At 47.6% G+C, this 20535-nt stretch carries 18 protein-coding genes; 7 read left to right on the top strand and 11 right to left on the bottom strand.

The features are described 5' to 3' along the window. The first annotated feature begins 182 nt into the window (after positions 1-182). Entirely contained in the window at positions 183-2030 is a 1848-nt protein-coding gene (locus ABIC84_RS08955; RefSeq protein ID WP_429263389.1) for a glycoside hydrolase family 97 catalytic domain-containing protein, read from the top strand. Between the two features lie 124 nt (positions 2031-2154). On the opposite strand, the gene ABIC84_RS08950 is transcribed toward ABIC84_RS08955, so the two are convergent. The 3 genes from ABIC84_RS08950 to ABIC84_RS08940 all read right to left on the bottom strand — a co-directional run bounded on the left by ABIC84_RS08950 (position 2155) and on the right by ABIC84_RS08940 (position 4529). Next, positions 2155-2862: a hypothetical protein gene (locus ABIC84_RS08950; protein ID WP_429263388.1), complete on the bottom strand. Its 708-nt coding sequence runs from the start codon at positions 2860-2862 to the stop codon at positions 2155-2157. A 139-nt stretch (positions 2863-3001) separates the two neighbouring features. Then, positions 3002-3316, bottom strand: coding sequence for an alpha-L-fucosidase (locus tag ABIC84_RS08945; RefSeq protein WP_429263387.1), 315 nt, complete (start codon positions 3314-3316; stop codon positions 3002-3004). A 301-nt stretch (positions 3317-3617) separates the two neighbouring features. Continuing rightward, positions 3618-4529 carry a hypothetical protein gene (locus ABIC84_RS08940; RefSeq protein WP_429263386.1) on the bottom strand — a complete coding sequence of 304 codons (912 nt, stop codon included), beginning with the start codon at positions 4527-4529 and terminating at the stop codon, positions 3618-3620. 221 nt (positions 4530-4750) lie between these two features. On the opposite strand from ABIC84_RS08940, the gene ABIC84_RS08935 reads away from it, so the two are divergent. Then, positions 4751-4903, top strand: a complete 153-nt coding sequence (locus ABIC84_RS08935; protein WP_429263385.1) for an SEC-C metal-binding domain-containing protein — start codon at positions 4751-4753, stop codon at positions 4901-4903. Between the two features lie 6 nt (positions 4904-4909). Then, positions 4910-8533 carry a hypothetical protein gene (locus tag ABIC84_RS08930; protein WP_429263384.1) on the top strand — a complete coding sequence of 1208 codons (3624 nt, stop codon included), beginning with the start codon at positions 4910-4912 and terminating at the stop codon, positions 8531-8533. 17 nt (positions 8534-8550) lie between these two features. Here the strand turns inward: ABIC84_RS08930 and ABIC84_RS08925 are convergent, their stop codons facing one another. The 6 genes from ABIC84_RS08925 to ABIC84_RS08900 form a co-directional block, all read right to left on the bottom strand. Beyond that, the gene (locus tag ABIC84_RS08925) at positions 8551-9594 is read right to left on the bottom strand and encodes an AlbA family DNA-binding domain-containing protein (RefSeq protein ID WP_429263383.1); all 1044 of its coding nucleotides are present in this window, start codon (positions 9592-9594) and stop codon (positions 8551-8553) included. A gap of 17 nt (positions 9595-9611) precedes the next feature. Beyond that, the gene (locus ABIC84_RS08920; protein ID WP_429263382.1) at positions 9612-10721 is read right to left on the bottom strand and encodes an HNH endonuclease; all 1110 of its coding nucleotides are present in this window, start codon (positions 10719-10721) and stop codon (positions 9612-9614) included. A 54-nt stretch (positions 10722-10775) separates the two neighbouring features. Then, complete coding sequence (mobC, locus tag ABIC84_RS08915; RefSeq protein ID WP_429263381.1) at positions 10776-12755, bottom strand: conjugal transfer protein MobC; 1980 nt, start codon at positions 12753-12755, stop codon at positions 10776-10778. A 151-nt stretch (positions 12756-12906) separates the two neighbouring features. Further along, positions 12907-14160: a relaxase/mobilization nuclease domain-containing protein gene (locus ABIC84_RS08910; protein ID WP_429263380.1), complete on the bottom strand. Its 1254-nt coding sequence runs from the start codon at positions 14158-14160 to the stop codon at positions 12907-12909. A 29-nt stretch (positions 14161-14189) separates the two neighbouring features. Beyond that, a complete protein-coding gene (locus tag ABIC84_RS08905; RefSeq protein ID WP_429263379.1) occupies positions 14190-14591 on the bottom strand; it encodes a plasmid mobilization protein in 402 nt (133 codons plus the stop codon). Positions 14592-14848: 257 nt separating this feature from the next. Continuing rightward, on the bottom strand, positions 14849-15772 hold the full coding sequence (locus ABIC84_RS08900) for a toprim domain-containing protein (RefSeq protein ID WP_429263378.1): 924 nt from the start codon (positions 15770-15772) through the stop codon (positions 14849-14851). 141 nt (positions 15773-15913) lie between these two features. On the opposite strand from ABIC84_RS08900, the gene ABIC84_RS08895 reads away from it, so the two are divergent. Further along, positions 15914-16195 carry a hypothetical protein gene (locus tag ABIC84_RS08895; protein ID WP_429263377.1) on the top strand — a complete coding sequence of 94 codons (282 nt, stop codon included), beginning with the start codon at positions 15914-15916 and terminating at the stop codon, positions 16193-16195. Between the two features lie 45 nt (positions 16196-16240). Here the strand turns inward: ABIC84_RS08895 and ABIC84_RS08890 are convergent, their stop codons facing one another. Both ABIC84_RS08890 and ABIC84_RS08885 read right to left on the bottom strand, forming a co-directional pair. Next, positions 16241-16816, bottom strand: coding sequence for a hypothetical protein (locus ABIC84_RS08890; RefSeq protein ID WP_429263376.1), 576 nt, complete (start codon positions 16814-16816; stop codon positions 16241-16243). Positions 16817-16943: 127 nt separating this feature from the next. Beyond that, on the bottom strand, positions 16944-17543 hold the full coding sequence (locus ABIC84_RS08885; protein ID WP_429263558.1) for a UPF0758 domain-containing protein: 600 nt from the start codon (positions 17541-17543) through the stop codon (positions 16944-16946). 98 nt (positions 17544-17641) lie between these two features. Here ABIC84_RS08885 and ABIC84_RS08880 point away from each other — a divergent pair, with 98 nt between their 5' ends. The 3 genes from ABIC84_RS08880 to ABIC84_RS08870 all read left to right on the top strand — a co-directional run bounded on the left by ABIC84_RS08880 (position 17642) and on the right by ABIC84_RS08870 (position 20501). Next, on the top strand, positions 17642-18082 hold the full coding sequence (locus ABIC84_RS08880) for a hypothetical protein (RefSeq protein WP_429263375.1): 441 nt from the start codon (positions 17642-17644) through the stop codon (positions 18080-18082). 431 nt (positions 18083-18513) lie between these two features. Further along, positions 18514-19266, top strand: coding sequence for a DNA/RNA non-specific endonuclease (locus ABIC84_RS08875; RefSeq protein ID WP_429263374.1), 753 nt, complete (start codon positions 18514-18516; stop codon positions 19264-19266). Positions 19267-19469: 203 nt separating this feature from the next. Further along, on the top strand, positions 19470-20501 hold the full coding sequence (locus ABIC84_RS08870) for an amidohydrolase family protein (RefSeq protein WP_429263373.1): 1032 nt from the start codon (positions 19470-19472) through the stop codon (positions 20499-20501). Positions 20502-20535: the final 34 nt, after the last annotated feature.

Genomic DNA, 20535 nt, shown 5'->3' with positions numbered 1-20535 from the left:
CTAATATTAAGCAGTCATGTAAATTATTTGCCAAACCGTTAGTTAAACGACCCAACGCCGACATTAAACCGATAATTAACAATTAACCTAAATACCGATCTGGAATATTTAAATTCTTTGTACTGTTTATTTAAATGACAAAAGCGCTAATTATGAAAATAAATACCTGCTTATTACTACTTATGCTGTGTTTGTATTACAATGGATATGCCCAGCAAAAAACCATCACCATTAGCAGCCCCGACAGACAAATTAATGTCCACATATTCATCGCCAAAGGCAAATTATCATACAACGCGGCAGTTAACAATACGATGTTGATAGCACCATCGCGCCTGGGTTTAACTGTTGATGGTATCGATCTTGGAGTTGAAACCAAATTTGCGGGTGCCACTTCAAATAAAAAGATAAAGGAAACCTATACTATCAACGGCGCTCACGAAATGGCACATAATGAAGCAAATGAAACTACAATTCCTTTGCTGACAGGAGAGAAGAAATTCAACCTGATTGTGCGTGCTTATAATGACGGCATTGCTGTACGTTACACATTACCTTACAATACCCAAAAAATCAATGCCGACTCGACCTCATGGGAATTTGCCGGAAAAGTAACGCAGGTTGCCTGGTCGGATTATAATGAAGGATATGAAGGCTTAAGCCACGTAACTCCATTGCCATCGGTTCCACAAAATACACCGATAATGGGGCCCTTAACTTTTAATGTAAACGGGATTTTTGCCTCGGTTTCAGAAGCTGATTGCGAAGACTTTTCAGACATGTCTTTTATACGCCATGATAGTTCTTTCAAAGCAAATTTCCCCTTTGCACCCAACGGTTGGGATGTACAATCGGATAGCGATACCGAACATGCTGTACTTAAAGGTATTTATGAAAATCAAAAAGTATCTCCCTGGAGGACAACCATCATAGCAAAAAATTTAACTAAACTTATAAACTCAGACCTACTCATTAACCTTTGTCCGGCACCACAAAAGGATAACGATTTTAGTTGGGTAATGCCCGGCCGTTGTTTATGGCAATGGTGGAGCGTTGGCGCCCCCAAGCTTGCTGACCAGAAGAGTTGGTATGATGCAGCGGCTAAACTAAAATGGGAATATTATTTAGTGGATGACGGCTGGCGAAATTGGAGGGAGCCGGGTAAAGATCAATGGCAGCTTTTGGGAGATGCGATATCATACGGAAAAAGTGTTGGGGTAAAATCAATTGTTTGGGTCGATTCTAAAGAAATGCGATCAGCGGCAGCCCGTTATTCGTATCTGAAGCGGATCAAAGAATTGGGAGCAGCAGGTATTAAGATAGACTTTATCCCCCCTGCAACCTCTTCGATCATACAATGGTACATGGGTACCATGCAAGATTGTGCAGACCTCAAACTAATGCTTAATTTTCATGGAAGTGTAAAACCAACGGGATTGACGAGAACCTACCCTATGGATATTACGAGGGAGGCAGTTAGGGGGAATGAATATCATATGACCCGGTATAAAAGAGTGGCACCGTTAGACCATGACGTATCTGTACCGTTTACGCGTTTTACCGCCGGTGCTGCAGATTTTACTCCTGTAATACTGAACCCAGAGCAACTTACATCGCAAAAATTCACCTGGGCCCATGAGTTTGCTCAATCCATCGTATATCTTTCTCCTATTACGCATTTCGCGGACGAATATAAATTTTACCTGGAGAGCCCGATGTTTGATTTATTTCAACAGGTACCTACAACCTGGGACGAGACAAAAGTTTTAAGCTGTACCCAAATGGGTGAAATTGTTGCTTATGCACGCCGAAAAGGAAACACCTGGTGGGTTGGCGTTATGAATGGTGCCGATGCACGTGAAATTAAAATTCCTTTAAACTTTCTACAGCACGCAACAAAAGGGGTACTGATATATGACGGAGAAGATACCAATGCATCTATCCTCCGTGAAGAAAGATTAGTCAATCCCAAAGACACGCTTACTATAAAATTATCGCCGGGTGGTGGCTTTGTAGCTATGCTACGTTAAAAGCAAGGCGTTATATGGCATGTGGCGTGCATAGCGCATGGGCACATGCCAGACCATGTTAAGCACTTGTTTTGTATAAGAATGCAGAATCGACACAAAAGACATGTTCAATTTAGTAAATACGTTATTCCGTAACTCCTGTAGCGGCCCAAAAAACAAGGTATCCGGCTTTATCTTTACTTACAGTAACTTTTTTTAGAATGCGCCCGGGATCAGGATGAATATTCAATACATCGATATTATGATGATCATTTTCTGTTATCTTATTTCCCTGCCCCCATTTGGCCAGATCATGTACTAAGTAGCTCAGGTTTGAGTTACCTTCAGGTATATCATTATAATAATCGGGCAATTTAAAATCTTTAAACTCGCTACCATCGCTATAAGTTAGTGTAATATATAGTTGCGAAGGCCCTTCGGAACTGGTAAGGCTCAGATACAAACCAGAATATTTTTTGTGAGGAACATCGAAGCTAAAACTATCAATACCGGCAACATTTAGGCTTTGGTTACCGTTGTCACCGTTTTTATAATGAAGCAAGGTGGCTGGGTGAAACGAATTAGCCGGGATCAATGGATTATCAGGCAAAGCATGCGTATCATGATCGCCATTAAGTTTTGCTGCATCCGCGGTAAGATAACCATCCCCTTTGCCTCCGCCATCAATACCGGTTACCCAGGTTTGCAACTTACCATCGGTAACTGTAGTTACAGGGCGGGCATTTAACAGTTTTTGGATATCTATTTGAATGGTTTTATTGCTGTGCTGGCTGTTGGCAACTCTGCCGGCCAGCAAACACACAGATAAGAAAATAAAGTATTTAAAGGTCATGGTTGTTGTAATTGGGAACTAAAGATAAACAAAGCTTAAATGTCTCCTAACCCTTATTGCACAAATACCGGCTTTAGTCAAAAAATAATTGCACTACCTTTGCCGCATGGCCGGCATTGAATATAATTCTGGCAATCAACTACTTACAATCGCCGAGTAACAAATAAGCAACACAACAAAACCAAATATTCCATTTTGCAAATGCCGTACGGCTACATTTCCCGCGCATACCAATCACCCTGCTCGGGCTGGCACTGTGGCCCCAGTGGGCCCACATCCTAAATTTGGCATCTCGAAACCACTCAGGCACCCGGTATTGTGCCAGCGAATCCCAGGTTGGCTTAAACGGACCTGCAGCGTACGGCGCTTTCAACAACCGGCCTGCATAACTTTTGGAAAGGTAGAACGACGACAGCCCTAACGCCATACCTTTAAGTACATTTCTTCTGTTCATTTGATATTCAGATATGTTACAGCGTTAAGACAGCATACTTATTTGTATGTGGACTAACGGCTGAAGCTTAGTTTTATAATTGGGTTCATAACCCTAAGGTCGGCAGTTCGATCCTGCTCCCCGCTACTTGAAAATCAGCCTGTTACGAGAAATCGTAGCAGACTTTTTCTTTTTGTTAACGGTTTTGTTAACGGTTTTCATAGTTGCTCTTGCCTTCTTAAAGATACAAAACCCAGTTTAAACGTGCAACAAAATGGCAATTAATCGGGCTGGCACCGTATTTTATAACAGAGCTTGTTACTCAGGTATTACTGTTTTTCTTTGCCAAATGGGGATATAGTTCCTGTATTCTTTTCTTTTTCTCCACCGTGCCCGCCTTATCAAGCATCGTTTGGTAAAGGTTAGTCTGCAAATAATGTGTTTGAGCGCCGGTGTAAAAATATTCACCGATAAAATCAGCAGATTGATCAAGCAGGTTTTTCATTTCCAATAGGTCTCTTAGCTCAAAAAGGATCACCGTATCATCATCCGGGTTATCATCATATTTTATAAAGTGTTCTTTAAAAGCTCCCGGAATGCTGTTGATATGCTCGACAAATTTGTAAAGCGGTTCCAGCAATAATACCTGCAAAAGCGAATCGTCGTGCTTATTGCTGTTCATCGTATCTAAAGTAGCCTGATAAATTGCCTGCAGCTTATGCGTGTGTGGCGGCTGTACGCCGGTCAGAGAAAGGTAAGCTTTGCAGAAAACCTCAACATAGAATGTCAGGTTATGAAATATGGCAGGTGACAGATTGGTTAAGCGCCCGAAAAGATGGGAGTCAATATCATACACTTTTTCGTCGCTGACTACTTCAATGGCTTTCTCCAAAAGCAACGAGATTACCGTATGCTGGTTTAAGCAAGCATTAACGGCACTATTGGTGGTAGATTTACTTTTAGCGACCAGGCCCGCGGTACTGATCCACACATATTCGAATTCACTTTCCGCGATGTGCAGCTTCCGGCTATGGTCGTAGTAATAGTATTTTACTGTAAAATCATCGTAAATGATGCCCAATGAGGTAAGGACATCGACAAAAAAATCCCTGTCTGAAAATTTGAACCGGTAAGCAAATTTTACCTGCTCGTTGATCCGCGCAACCAACTCGGCCACTTGCGCGGTTTCGGAAATCAAAATAAATTCCCCGTCTTTGTCTCTTAGTATTTCCATTATTTAAAGCTGCGATTGTAGGTTTTTCGGCAATCAAATATAGGATCATCCATTGGATTTTTGATTGAATGAAAAACCGGCAGGTAAAACCGTAATGTGGTATGGTCCGCCCGGACGCCTGTACTACGTCCTGCTCTGATTTTCATAAGCCAACTTGTCAGATACGCTGCACTTAGCATAGTGTTTGCCAATCATTTGCAACCAATTCAACCTAATAGTTTATGTCAAAAGCCGGAAGAAACGACCCGTGCCCATGCGGCAGCGGAAAGAAGTACAAAAATTGCCACTGGGGAAAGGATGAGATAGCCCCCGCACAACCTGTGGCCATCGCCCGAAAGGAGCCTCCAACCTTTGCAAAACAGATCAGTAAGTAGAGGGCGATGCCCATCTTACGTTTTTTGGCCTATTTGCAAACGGTACCGGAAAACCATGGCCGCAATTTCGGTTTGGAAATGATGGCCGCCGACGTCATCCGGCAAATGCCTGATGACGATCAGCGCCCGTATATGCCCTGGGACGAACTGCGCAGGGCCGTCGTTCTGGGTGAAAGCTTTGGGGATGACGAACCGGAAAACCTCTTTACCGAAAATATTATATCCGCTAATGGCAACCAGATCGTTTTTCCCGGTGTTTACCGCAACGGCTCTGCCATTGTGAACGAACTTCTTGAAGTGATATTAACGGGTGATAATTCTTTGCCGGACGCTTTCAAGCGTTTGATTTACAGCGCAGCCGGAATGTTGCTTTTCCTGAGTAACCAGGTTGCAGAAGACCTGGGCTTTGACCGCTATGAGCGTGGCGAAATGTCAGATGATTTTGCATTCCCGGCATTTGAAGATTTTATTGAAGGTTCCCAGACGTTGGAATTTGACAGCGAATTCCTGACAAAAATTGCCAAGCTTTACGGCTATCAACTGGAAACGCTGGATCATTTCATCCTCGATCCGAAAGATCCGCGTTTAGCTGATGATGACCCCGACAATAATGTCGTATCGGTCAAACCATTATTAAAGGATGGTGAAAACTACTTTCTTTTCATGCCTACCACGGTTGTAAGCAGTTTAATTGCGTTCATTTTTGACCAGGCGGCCCACTTTGATTGCCACGAACTCCTCATGAAAATGCTGCATGGCGAGCAATACCACCGGGCGGGCCGGGCGATTGAATACCTGGGCTGGCAATACACTGATATTAAATTGCCGGAAAATAAAACCTCGTTCCCTTTCAGGGAATCGGTATGGCGCTTCGACAACCAAAAATTCGGTTACCTGTGTTACGTCCCGGTTGACCAGATCGGGCAGGCCACGCCGTTTGATAAAGCCATGCAGGAACGTGCTGCCGAGGTCGATGCCTACCTTAAAACGCTTGACCCGGATGTTCCCCACGAGGTACTCGCGGTTGTTGTGTTTTCTGAAACCGGGCACGGTGAATTCATTGCCATGCCCAAGCTGACGGTACCTGACCGTTATTTGTACCTGACTTCAAGTGAACTCAACGCCATCGTGTACGATAAAGAATCTGATTTTCTGACCCTTTGGAAATTTGCAGGGGTATTTAAAGATGCAGTAGCCCATTTCAAATTACCGCCAACAACCGGCCTTTTAAATTTGTATGCGGTTTACCGTAGTAACCACGGCGCGCTGACCAACGCCGATAGTGCCAGGCCCAAAGGTGCTATGCTGATGATCCTGCCGGGAAATGATGTAGAACTTAAACAGGAGATCAAGATCCTGAGGGATGAACATGCCGCGGAATTGTTGGTTGACAATGGCGTCCGCGCGTTCACCAATGTGATCCGCAAAGCTGAATTTGCACCGATTTACGCCTTCAAAGGCCCGCTTTCCCGGGAATACCGGCGCTTGCTTGATTGCTTTAAGATCCCGGTCTGGGTGACGAACTACCAGGCCGATCCCGAGCTACTGGTAAAAGAAATTGCCGACGCGTTGATGTTTTGGCTGTTCAGGCTTGTTGACGACCTGGCACCGGCCATCGACGAACAAAAATTTGTTCAGTTTGAAATGGAGCTTATCGTAGATGAACAAATACTGAACGGCCGTGAGTTCATTGTTAAAACGGTGGAGCCTGATGATATCGCCATTACGACGACTATCGCTGCACCGAAACTGCAATTGCACATTCCATACGAGTTTATTTACCTGACAGCGAGGCCTGATAATACGGGCGAAAAAATGCTGGTGAAAGCCGCGTTAAACGGGCTGGTTGATTATATCCGCGAAGCCGGTGGTAAAATAAACCTGACTCCGCAGGAAATCGAGGAAGCGGTCGAGCATGTGATGCAGCCGGCCGGTGCGAAGATGATCTTATTTTCTGACGCTGCAGCCGACGTGGAACTCGACGGGCACCACCTCCCGCCTGAACATTATTTCCAGGATACCGACAGCTCCTTTGTGCTTGACCATTTAACAAGTTACCTGCCCGGGGGCTATATGATCCCTGAAAAGATCGGTAAAATCACCGAAAAGATAGCCTTGTGCGACGCACTTGTCACGGGCCTGATCGGTGAACTGAGCCGGCGCATCGCAGCATTCGATGGGGCTGCGCTGATCAAATGGCTAATCAAGTGGAATGAACGCTGCGTGTTTACCCGGGAGATCCGCGAAATCCGTTCACCTGCGAAGATCGCCTGTTTTGAAGATTTTCAAAATGAAGTCGACGAGATCAACAAGCATGACCTGATGCTGGTTCCTACGTCGCTTGCCATAAGGACGCTGATCGAGTTTGTGGCCGCAAATCCCCCTTCCGAAAATAAGGTCCCTAATTATGCCGAAATCGATCAGTTACTGGCTATGGCCAATGAAGTAGCCAACTGGGGGTCGGAAAGCGAAGCCATGCGTATGGGGCTGGATGACCCGGAAATGGGCTTGCTGCCATCAGGCCGTATCGGAACGAGCAAGAAATTCCAAAATGAATCTTTAGCGCCCTACGCCCATGCACGGAACACCGGTGTTGTCGCCAGGTTCGTAGAGCGTTTCAAAAGCAGGTATGTACCGAATTACAAGGAAAGGGCGAAAAGTACGGCCAAATCGGAGGAAGCGGACGCCGCTTTTTTGGCAGAATTCGGCGTGACGATCACCGATATATCAGATGTTACAGGTGTACTGATCGATTACGGATTTCGCCGTGAAGAACCCTGCTCCGCGTTGCCGGCCGAAGAATTATTTACCATCCTGAAGGAGCAATTGCCGGATAAGGAGGAAAATATTATTAAAAAGGTTGTTGAACTTATGACCTTATTGCGCAGGGAAAGCATTGGCACGTTCCCTAAAGGCTATGGCACCAAAGATATTTTCCCATGGCGCTTTGGCCGGAATTTATCCTATTTGCGCAGGCCATTAGTAAAATTAGAAGGCGCTGACGGATCATCTACCTATCTGTTCGGTTTCAGGCATCTCAAAACCTATTTTGAAAACCTGATATTTTTGATCTTCACGGGCAAACTTCCTGAGAGCAACTCCGATGAGATGAGTTCTTTTTTAGGGAAGATCAATAACGAAAAGGGAACCCCTTACCGCAATGAAGTAAAGGACTGGCTGAAAGCCAACACTGACCTGGAGGTCATCGACCATGAAGTTAAGATCGAGCAGGGCGGGCACATTCCCGCGGATAGTAATTATGGCGATACCGACGTGATGGCGGTCGACCACGCCCTTAAAACAGTTTATTCCATCGAATGCAAAAACCTGGTCGGCGCGCGCACGATCCATGAGATGAAAACCGAACTGGACCTGTATCTGGGGCGTGAAGGCAAGCAAACGAAAGCGAAGATCATCAAGCATGTCAAACGCGATGAATACCTGAAAGCAAACCCGGACAAACTGAAGGCTTTTTTAAAACTGCCATCGGATGATTATGAGGTCGTTTCGGTTGTGGTCGCTGCGGAAGAAATGCCGATGGCTTATATTGCCAGGGAACCGGTTCCACTTCCGATCATTGCATTCCACCGGTTGAAACTGGAAGGAAAAACGGCTTTATCGCAAAAATGAAAATGAAACCTGCTTAATCACTTGTTTAGGTCGATGAGTTGCTTTATCGCAAACTTCCTGATCCCCTCATAGACGGTATCAATATCCTGCGGGCCCAGGTAAAGCGTTGCCTTCGGGACATTACTGGCGGTGATAGTTGGAAAAACTTTTTGATACGGAACAGAAAGAAGTGCAAGCGTTGGCTTGCTCTTCATATTGCCCTGCATAACTTCGAGGTCCACCAAAGAGTTGTTGAAGAAATAATCGACATCCCGGAAGTGCTCGTCATTCCTTAACTTTTCGAGCATCTGCTCGGCGGATCCCCAGGGGGCCAACTGGATCTCATAAGGCGTAGCGATAATCCGCCGTATCCTGAATTTGTACTTCGTCATCTTCCCGTCTTTCAGGCCGTGGTAGCCCTTAAGCTCATGAGTAGTAAATTGCAGGAGGTTTTTGTCGTTCGCCTTTCCGGCGAAAGCATGCATAGCCGCCATCGTGGCGGCAAGGCTTTTACTCCTGTCTGAAAGCTCGGCAATCAGTCGGTCCAGTTCAGCCTGGTCGATATTTATACCTGGCTTTTGGGCTTCGGCAGGAGGTGGAATGGATTGCTGCCATTGATGCAACTGGATCGTTTCCCTTGGGGAAGCGGCCGCATTGCCTGAGCCCCGCCTGAGATAGATGGTATCCGTTAAAATTCCTTTCATCTGCCGGGTGGCCTCCAATGGCGAGGGATAGTGGTGGATAGGAAATTCTATGATGCCGAACAACTTTCCCTCATATTGGTAAGTATAGCTTTTGAAAACCGCCTTCGGCCAGATCTTATCCTTTGCTTTTTGCTGAAAAATGGCATCGTCCGTAAAGTCGCTTAAACCCACCAGGTCCGTCTGTTGGGGTGTGTGGCTGATACCGGCGATGATGTAAGCTTCCTCATCGCGGATGGTATTGCAGAAGCTGAGGATGTCTTTTATGAATTTTGCATCTTCATCCGGGTCACCCTTTTTAAAACTATACGATTGCTCTTTAAAGTCGAGTGTCGCGCTTTCCGGGCGTTTGATCAATCGTTCAAATAATCTTTTGTTCATAGTGGAAACGTATGGGTTCAGGCCGGCTTACCGGTGATGTCATCAAATTTAATGGTCGTGCCTGCGGTCGCGAAAACGACTGCAACAATTTCGCCGGGATCGATAACCGCTTCCTTTGATTCACCTGTTTTCGGATCGAAACTCATCATGTTTTTAAGGTCTTCGGGTTTCATCTCAAAGCTTAAATGGCCTTCTTGCCCGACAACTTTTTCATAACCGGAAAGATCCAGGTTGCGGCTGATACAGCGGCTTTGCGGATGTGGCTGGTGAAAAACTATGGCCGGCGGATAAAGGATGTCCAAATCCTTGTATAAGCCGGCATTCCAATCCAGTTCATTAAACGGCAATGGCAAAGCAAAGATGTAGGTTTCATAATAAAACACAAAAACGTGCATGGGCAGTTTTGCGGCGGCATCAGTTTTTTTATAAAGAAAGCCTACCGGCTTGCTGTACCGGTGTTCCATTGGAAGTACATGAAACATGATCTTTGCAAACTCATCGAACCAGGGTAATGGTTGGCCGCTAATCAAATATTTTAAAGCCGGCCGGTACTGTTCGACTTCATCAGTGGCAATCATGGATAAAGCCATTTTTAGAAGGCACTTGTAAACCTTGATCGGTGTATAGGGCTCCTTCATATAGGTGATGACAGTCTTTCCCGATTCCCTATCGAAATTGATCGCGCCGGTATCCGGGCTGGGCGTACTGATCTTGGTGGCATTAGTGGTATAAAACTCGGTTAGGCGGGCGGTAATCATCTCATTGGGCGACTTAAATGTGGGCACCCCATTCTTGCCAACGGTTCCGTTTACCGACCTGGCGATGCCCAACCAGGCGGCGAAATCCGTCTCATACTTACCAAATAAAGCGTTACAGTCATCGCACTCGAAATCTGATTGCAAATGTTTGTTACCTAAGCATTCGGGGATGACATGCGCCGCCTTTTTAAATTTCCTGCTGCCTGCCGGGCTGTTACAAAACCGGCAAACCCGCAAATTCCGGGTCTTGAAACCCCGCATTGCTTTATCCGGCGGAAACATCAACTTATCCGCCGTGTATGCCGCAAGGAACTGATCCAGCTGTTCCTGGGTTGATGGGAAAGTGAAAAGGTTCGGATCCTGCGCCATTTGAAAAATAAACTTAAAGGTAAGGAATTGCGCAACTGTTTAAAAAGGCAGATTTCAGCTTTTTTTGATGATCAAATGCGCCAGTGCCGGGTCACTTAATAAGCGTTCCATTTCCAGCTCGATAATATCACGGATATCCTGTTTGATCTCCAGGTAATTCCGCTCCACGATGGCCGGGCTGATCTTCCGGATTTCCGGAAGCGGCAGGTACCCGTCGATCTCTTTTTTCAAGGCTGCATGGTCATTGATGATCTCGCCATGAAAAGCCTTTAACTCGACCTTGCAGTCCGGGTTATCCGCCACCATACCTACGAACTCACCTGAACTCAAAGCCGCTATCCGCGAGGGTGGTACCGCAGCCTCCAGTTGCTTCGAGCGGCTGATGGATGTATCGCTGCGGTTGATGGACAGGCTTTCCCGGTCCTGCATGATGCGGCCGATCTTTTCCGATACGAATTTGGCCGTATCGCCTGATACCTGGCCGACCGCCATATTGCCCACAATATTCATGATCACGTCCGCCTGTTCGCGCCCGTAATCCTTGCGCAGCTGGCTGGCATCCTGGATGCCCAGGCAGGTCGAGATCAGATTACTCCGGCCGGTACTGATCGTCGGGATGATATCTGTCGTTAACGTGGGAAACTCATCAAAGATCAGGCTGCATTTCAGCTTGCCCTTCTGGTTGATGATTTTTAATAACCGGTTGGTAAACAGTGACAGCACCGCACCGTAGATCTGTATCTTCTGCGGGTTGTTGCCCATGCACACGATCTTCGGTGCCTCCGGGTTATTGATATCCAGCGTAAACTCATTGCCCGAAAGCACATAATACAATTGCGGGGAGGCGATCCGTGCCATCGTAATTTTGGCGGAGGCGATCTGCCCCTCCAATTGTTCCACCGCGTCCCGTTTGTAGGCGCTGATAAAAGGGTTGATCAGTACATCGATCTCTTTTTGCGTGCCCAGCAGCGTAAACAGGCTATCATAGTCCGCCTGCATCAATTCGATCACATGCGGCAATGTGCAAAATTCCCCATCCTTATATTTCCGCAGGTACCAGATGATGGCCGTCAGAAAGTTAATCGGCGATTCCACGAAAAAGTCGCCCTGCTTTTTGATCCATTCGCGGTTCAGCCCCAGTAAAATTGTCCGGGCAGATTCCACCGCATCCGTCAGGTCCAGCATCGCCGAGGGATCCAGCGGGTTGCAGCGGTGGCTGCGGGACAGGTCATCGAAATTTATGGAAAAGAATTGAGGCGCTACCTTATAAAGATGCTTGCACTTCAGCCAGGTATTGTAGGCAATGATCGCCAGATCCGGCATCTTGAAGTCATATACGAACATCGCAAAGCCCTTGCGGATATGCTGCGTAATGACGTGCCGGATAATGAAATACGACTTACCTGAACCCGGCGAACCCAGCACTACCAGCGAACGAAACAGGTTGATCAGGTTGATCCAGCCATCCCGCTGTTTGCCTTTCAGCACGTACTTCATCGGCAGGTTCACCGAATACTCATTTTCCAGCAAGCGCTCTTCCTGCGGGAACGTCTCCTGGTCACGGTTGAAGATATCACCCGACAACTTATCCCTTATGATCCGCGAGAGCATCGTGCCACCGCTCATCATCAGCAGATAGCCCAACCCCGTCACCAACATATAGCCCACCGCAACCCATTCTATTTTTCCTCTCACCAGAATGATGAAGTAGCTGCTGAGGAAAAAAATAAAACCGCTGATGAGGTACAGCATTGCGGTTTTTACCGTCTGCTTTTCATCCTTTTTCCCCTTCACACCGATCAGCGCGATAGCGAGAAATGCCAGCGCGACCAGCTTGGGCTTCAGGAAGCTGCCCAGCAGCCCCGTCTTGACAATATTTTCTAACAGCCGGTCTGTGATCCCCGACACCAAATGCCAGCCCACAAAAGCCCCGTAACACTCCTTATAAAAGTGCAGCAGCAACACCGCCACACTGATCAGCCTGGTCATATCCAGGATCTTGCGCATGGCCTGATCATTCTCTCCAGTTTGCATATCAGCCCCCTCTCCATCTCCCCCCGGAGGAGGAGAATTTTAATCATCCACACTTATACATACACCCGGATTTTCCGGGCATAGCTAGCGCCAGCCATCCTTTGAAACCTCAAAAAATGGTTATCCTAAAGCCAATAAATCACACTGATCGTTAGCCCGGCGACAGCCGGACCCTTTTCTTTTTCTTCCGCTTCGTGCGCTTCAGTTCCCAATCCATCCCGGTACCTGCCTCACCATCTACCAGTAAAGTTTCCGCAGCCCGCAGCATACCGGAATCCAAACCGGCCACCTCCCGAAATTCTGGTAAAAAACCACGCTTTTCCCCCGCGTTTGCGTGGCCCGCCATGCCCGGTTTTTGCGTTTTGCCGTTTTGTTTTTTTCCCTCACTGGCCGCTATGTTAGGACAGCGTTCCAGAATGGCTTTGGCACTAAATGCCTTGCCTAATTCACTACCGTTAAACACCGTTTTCCGGTCATGATCCACATACGTCAAACCATAGATCACCCCATCCGCATTTTGCCTTACCACCAGGTCGATACCCTTTTGCTGCAAAGCTTTTTTCAAACCCTCCAAATTGTCCACGCCATTTAAAAAAGCCATATTAACCGCATTCGTCAACCGCGCTTTATGCGCCTGCTTCAAGGCCTCGTTCTTTGCAAACTTTTCCTGCAAATTCTTCAGCGTTGGCTTACTCGCAAAATCACTTGCTTTGATCGGCACACCCACTTTATTCCCATCCGCATCCAGCACCCTAAACACCAAGCCTTCATGCTTTTTAACCCGCGAACCATCCGCACCCGTATCGGCTACAATATTGTATAAGCCCAATACCGCATTATACTGCGCCAGCGACGTAAACTTATACTGATCGCTTACCACATTTATAATGCCGTTCATCGCCCGTTTGGTTTCCATCCGCCCGTATAAAGCGCGCTGCACATTCACCGGCTTCACCCGGTCATGCAATGAATTTTCTTTGCTATTGGCCACCACCAAACCGTATTCTTTTTCCATTTCCACGCAGGCAGGCCGCGCCTTGTGCTTGCCGATATTGTGCATCGAGATCGCTTTGCCATCGGCTTTAATATTGGTCGACACCAAATGGATATGTGGATGTCCTGCATCTGTGTGTTTGTATAATAAATAAGGCTGCCCTGCAAACCCGATCTTATCCAGGAACACCTCGGCCATTTCACGCAACTGATCATCCGAATGCTGTTCCGACGGGTGGAAATTCAAGGACACATGCAAACTATTATATTTCGTCCGCTGGTTCAATTCCGTCAACAATTCCAGCCGCCGCAGCTTCTGATGAAAGGTCATATCTGCCGCCTCCATCGGGTAAAAGCCAGCCTCCAAACACTCCGCAAAACCCAGCTTGACCTTTTGTTCATTATAGTTCAAAGTTCCCCTCAAACTCTTGCTTTGATGGACTACTGCAACCATTGCTCACTGATCGAATTGATCTTTAATTTTACTTCCTCGAACAACTCAAAATAGCGATCCCGGTCACGCCCGAAACGCTCCAGCCATGCCTGCATCTGCGGCGAATGATCCAGCATATTCAGCCGGTGCACCGCCTGGTTAAAATTCACGCCGACCGCATTCAATTCCCTTTTCAACACCACCAGTTCAGCCACCAACTCATCCACCGATTGACTACGCGAATAGACCGTAATGCGCTTGCCAAACAAGATGCGCCGCACATATTCCGACAGCTTGCCCACCGTACTCTGCTTCCAGTTCTTTTCCAGTTCACCAAACTCATCTACCGTCAACCGCAGGCCAATGATCCGCTTACGGCCCAAATCGGCCGTAGTATCTTTATCTGCCATCCGTCATCCTCCTCACAAATCCATTCCACAAAATCAACGCAGAATTCCAAACACCCAAACCCAACCTTCAAATACACCCAATCTTCCAAAAGCCTGCTTTCTACCCGCCCCCGAGTTTCGAGGGGGGCGGCCAGATTTCAGTTGTTGTTAAACAACTGTACATCTGGCCGAACGCAAATTGGGCGTTCTTAAAAGTCTCCCGGTGAGGGAAAAAAAGAAAATAGCCTCATGCCGAAATCCCAACACAAAACCAACCGTCAGCCAAGCGACAAGCCCGCTTTCTGCCGTACCCGCGGCGATTCGCCCTTGCATTGCAACCATTCGTTCAAATCCTTAAAGCGCTCATAAAGCGTGCTTTCATCCACGTACCGGCTACCCAACGAAAGCGCATAATCCCGGTAAGCCAGCCCCGTCACATCCCTGTCCAGCCATAAATGCACCCGGTCATGCGCGTTTAAAAATGGCAAGGCCCGGTCAAACAAACCCGCACCATTCAGCACCACATAGTCCACCGTTTTCGGGTCTTCATAAGGATGCAAAGAACGGTAGGAAAGGAAGTCCATAAAGCCCTCGAAAACATGGCAAGTTCCCGCTCCCAAACCCAGGCAAGTGATGTCTTTCGGCGTACTGCTTTGCTTGAAATTTTTGTTGCGCATCTCCCAGCCACCGGCATCATTTTGAAACCCGATGGCATAGTATAAGCGACCGCCCACTTCATAAGAAATTTCCTTGCAAAAAACATCAGCCACCGCCACCGGTATCGACCTTTCATGCAGGTAGTTTTTGAGCGGATAACTGTACAAAGGCTGTACGGATTTGACGGACAATTTATGTTCCGAACGGATACCGACAGCAAACCGCTCCGGCTCGAAAAGTTCTAGCGTATACGTCGAATAATTACGGTTCAATATTTCCAGCACTTCCGGGATACCGCGCTGATAATACCGCAGGAAAAAATCCAAAGGATTTCCCCCGGTACCGAGCCCGAAATCATACCATTCGTTGCGTAAAACGTCTACATGGAAACTCGCCGTACTTTCATTACGCAATGGCGATAAATACCACCAGTCCGTATCGTTTTTCTTCCGGGCTACCGGCGCAAACCCTTCTCTTTCCAGGAAAAGATTAAGATCAATTTCCCTGGCCTTTCCTAACGAAAAATATTCCTCACTCAAATCCATCACACAATCCTCCTGACCAATCAAAACCAAAAATAGCGCACGCATTTCACATTCACCCATCCACCCCAAATATTGGGTAGGATCGTTTCAACGGAACCAGCGACCTTTGCGCTAATCAATAATCATAAAATTAAAATGCGTATGGCAACGACAAATGTATTAGGGACCGTTTATGAAACCTTGTTATGCAGTCCGGGGATGAATGAAGTGGTGAAGATCGACGTCAAGATGAGCCGTAAAACCGTGCTCCTGTTAAACAGCGTGATCGAAGGCGGCATCAGCGACGACAATGAACGGCAGGAGCTATTGAAACTCGTCCCTGAAGAAGACTTGGCTAAACTCAAAGAATTCGCCGAAGATTGCTTAGGCAAAGCGGGCCTGAAAGAACTCAGCGAAAAAATGAAAAGCCTGGAAACCAAATAACCGCCAGCTAAAGGCCTGCCAAAGGCGGTAGGCCTCAAATATCAGTTAAAACAGCGCCAATTGTACCTGGCTAACTTGATACGCAGCGATAGCTTTCAATGTTTTTTGTAACACTTCCTGCTTGTAATTGGTGCTATCACCATTGCCGATGTATTTTGTCATACTGGCTTTCAACTCTCCAAGTGCGGCATCTAAAGCCCCTGCGCGGTTTTCAAACTTTTTGCAGAAAACGCATAGCGGGCCGCTGCTGCCCGCGGTTCCATAATTGCAGGAAAGAGAATAGGCCCAGGTTCCGTTCGGGCTGCGGCCGATGCGGATTTCGCTTTCATCTAATTTGATATCTTCCCGTTCAAGGAACTTCGGTGCCACAAACCAACCGTATTGGTTAAATGCAATCTCGGTAAAACCGAATTCCAGCGCCCGGCGGTATTCATGTACATTCATCAATATCTGACGCAGGCCGTCGCCGAAACCGGCGAACCAGTTTAGTTTTTCCGAATCGCCTGAACGGATAGCTAAGGCGATTTCGCCTAATAATTCACGCTCGTAAGCCATCGCGTGACCTGCAAGGTAGGCGTCGATGTCGGTTTGGGACTGCAAGGTTAATGTGAACTTTTCCATAAGCTAAGTCTTAAGTTTTTATTGCCCTACCGCGCGGCACGCCTGCCTGTCAAGGGCCCCGCGGTAGCGGGGTTTATATACCCTTGACAGGCGGGTGGGCAAGCGCGACCTTTGCATTTCAAAAAAATTAAGACTTAGCGGGAAGGAACACGCGCCGCCCCAATTCGAGCGCCGCCATCAGGATCGCCGCCTTGGCCACGCCAATGCCGGGAAAAGCACAAAGCTGTTCCGCCGTCATCTCCAGCATTCCTGACAAGTCGCCTTTCAACGACCGCACGATCTTTTTACAAAGATCCAGCACCGGAACTTCGGATGTCCCCGTGCATAACAGGATCGCCAATAATTCCTCCGCACTTAACTTCCCCGCGCCCAAGTCGTGCAGCTTTTCCCGCGGCCGGTCGTACTGCGCCAGCGCCTTGACACTTTTAGGATGTTTGACCACTTCCATCTTCTCTTTCTCTGGTTCCAGTTCGCCATAGGCCAGCCGGCTCAATACCATTGACAGGGCCTCCACGAATTTCGCCAGGTCTTCTTCCCAAAGCTGGATCGTCCGGCGTTGATACGCTTTTTCTTCGTTACCATATTCTTCGCTCGAAGTGATCAGCACAAAGTGGCTGTCATTCGACGCCTTTTTGACATCGATAAAATAATGTTTCCGCCCATGGCTAAACGTTTCAGTAGCAGGGTAGGATAGTTGGTTTTTACTGCTTCCATGATCAAAATAGATATGTGTAGGTCAAAGTTCTACATTACGCAAACCCAAACCGACAATTTGCTGTTATTTAAACGTTTATATCCGATTCAATGAAGTCGTTTCGATAAAAGATGCCAGAAACAATCATCAAAAAATGCCTCGAGTGCGGCAAGCCGTTGGGTCCCGGGCGCAGTGACCGGAAATATTGCGACGAATTTTGTAAGAGCGCTTACAATAATCGCCAGCGGACCGGGAAAGTGGCGGACCCCGCATTAACCTATGAACCGGACGACGAACAAAAGGCGCGGGAAAAACAGTCAGCCGCGATGGACAGGATATGCGATATCCTGGTGGAGAACAGGGTGAAATTACTGAATATGTATGCCCTCTACGAGCGGCGCTTATCGCTGGTAGAATTCAACCGTTTCGGCATCAATCTGAACTATTACACAAGCCAGCACACGGACGATTATTATGAAAAGGAGTTTAAGATGTGTTTCGACTACGGCTACCATATTGACGGCGACCAAGTCTACCTGGTTTACCACGGAAATGAACTTTATTTTAACTAAGCCATGTCTTTAGCATTGAAAGCTCCCCGTATGAAAGAAAGGCCGCGCAAAAAGCGGGCGCCGGGTTTGACCCCATCACATGGCAATGGCTCGCGCCGGTTGATTGTATAGATAACTTAATGGCCTACGAGCGTTGGTTTCCTTTAAAAGACCCAGATCTGGTTCTGCCCTATATCCAGTTGTTCAGCACGACCGCCTTTTGCTCCGCCTGCGATTAGCCGGCTTCCATCTTTGGATTAAGTATTTTGGATTATTACGTACAAGAAACCTACCTGAATGAAACCTGTTGGGGGCATGGGCAAAATACGGATTGCTTTATAATGTCACTGAAGCCTGGGTGTTTGTTCGCAATCATATCCATTAGGTTGAAAGTCCCCTTGCAGCGAGTGTTTGGGGACTTTTATTTATCTTTAAAAACCTTACCAGCTATCATGAGAAAATCGCTATTCATCATTTTTTTCCTTGCCCTGACCAGGATTGCCGGCGCACAAACTGTCAATGCCGCTTACGTCAAAGCACTTTACCAGGAATACCCTACACTTCCTTCAGACTTTTGTTCATCCTGTAAATTGTGGGTTAACCCATATTATAGGTCGATCGCAGATACGGCAAGGCACATGCCGCTGGTCACATTTTATATCTATACCAAAGCTCACCGAATCCAGCAGGAAAATGCCAATGTACCCCGAACGGGCATCTACGCAGCCTGGCACCCGGCGGATGGCCAACCGGATGAGACCAAAGTCTATAAACAAGCGAATGTGGAATCACCGGATATGATTGCTAAGGGCCATTGCCAGGCTTGGATCTTATTGGGTTACGATATTAACGGCGCTATCCTCTCGGACACCTATACCTTCAATGCCGGGATGGAATACCAGGGACAAAACATCGGGACAGAGATCGCAACCGAGGAACTTTGCCGGAAGCTAACCGATCAGACAGACAGTGTACGCATCTGGTGCGGCACTTATGGCAGTCAAGGCACTTATACCAAAAATAATATCATCGTTACAGTACCGAGCCATTATTATAAGATCATCCAGTATAACGATCAGTTGCTTTGCTACTGGCTTCCCAATCTGCCCACAGAGAAGCGGTCTTTATTACCGCAGCGCAAAGTCAGTCATGAACAATTAGTTGCGAATCTCGGATTTGACCCGATGGCCGTTTTTAAGGAATAGATTGCCGAAGCGACGACGTGAGTGTTCCTTATTTTTTCGCATTGCGCCTTAACCATTCTTCAATTTGCGGCAGGGGCATCGCATTCCTGGTCATGGGCTTGGTGAACATGTATTTTACAGGCTGCGCGACAATAAGATCAGCGAGAGGTCTGGTCGCTCATCGATAAAGAGGCGATCCGCGAACAGGTGCTTTCAACAGCGTAATGATGGCCCTCAAACAATCAGCTCCTGGTCTTGGTTTATTGGACATGCGTATCGTTACACTTGAAGAACATCTCTCATTTCCGGAAATGGCCGGACAGATACCGCCGGAAAAACTGGGTGGTTTCGGTCAAAACGAAAGAATGAAACAGCTGGTACCCAAACTGGCGGATATCACCGGCGAGCGTTTAGCCTCCATGGATGCCAATGGCATCAGCATGCAGGTATTATCAGTCGACAGTTCGGGCGCCAACCTGCTGGCCGAAGATACAGGCCCGGTATTTGCCAGGCAGTATAATGACCTGATCGCGGAAAGAATTCAAGGATATGAAACCCGCTTTACCGCATTTGCCCATTTGCCGATGACTGCGCCTGCTGCCGCCGCCGATGAACTGGAGCGAACAGTAAAAGAACATCATTTCCGGGGCGCCATGATCCGCGGGCTGACGGAAGACCAGTTCCTGGACCATCCCAGGTTCGCGCCCATTCTGGAACGCGCCGAAAAATTGGAGGTGCCTATCTATCTGCATCCCGGGCTGCCCCCTAAAGGCGTAGCTGATATCTACTACAGCGGCCTGCCCAATCATGCTGGCATAGCGGAAGCCCTCGCCGCCTATGGCTGGGGCTGGCATGCTGAAACCGCGCTCCACATCCTGCGCCTGGTTTATGCCGGCATCTTCGACCAATACCCCGAACTGCAGATCATCATCGGTCATATGGGTGAAATGCTGCCTTTCCAGATGGCCAGGTCAGAGCGCGCCTTCCAGCCAGGCGCGGGCGGCGCCAACCAGCGCAAGCTAAGCGATACCCTGCGCCAGCAGGTTCATATCACCACCAGCGGTTTCTTTACCCTGCCACCCCTACAAATCGCGCTGGATACTTTCGGCATCGACAACATGATGTTTTCCATAGATTACCCCTTCAGCACCAACGAGCAAGGTATGGAATTTTTTCGCCGGATCGATCTGCCCGATGCCGACCTGTCCAAACTCGCCCACGGCAATGCCGATAGGTTGTTAAAATTAAACACCTGAGCCAGCGATCGTGTATACCTCTTGCCCAAACACC

Source organism: Mucilaginibacter sp. 3215, assembly GCF_050433785.1.
Lineage (GTDB): Bacteria > Bacteroidota > Bacteroidia > Sphingobacteriales > Sphingobacteriaceae > Mucilaginibacter.
This window is presented reverse-complemented; position numbering and strand designations above follow the sequence as displayed.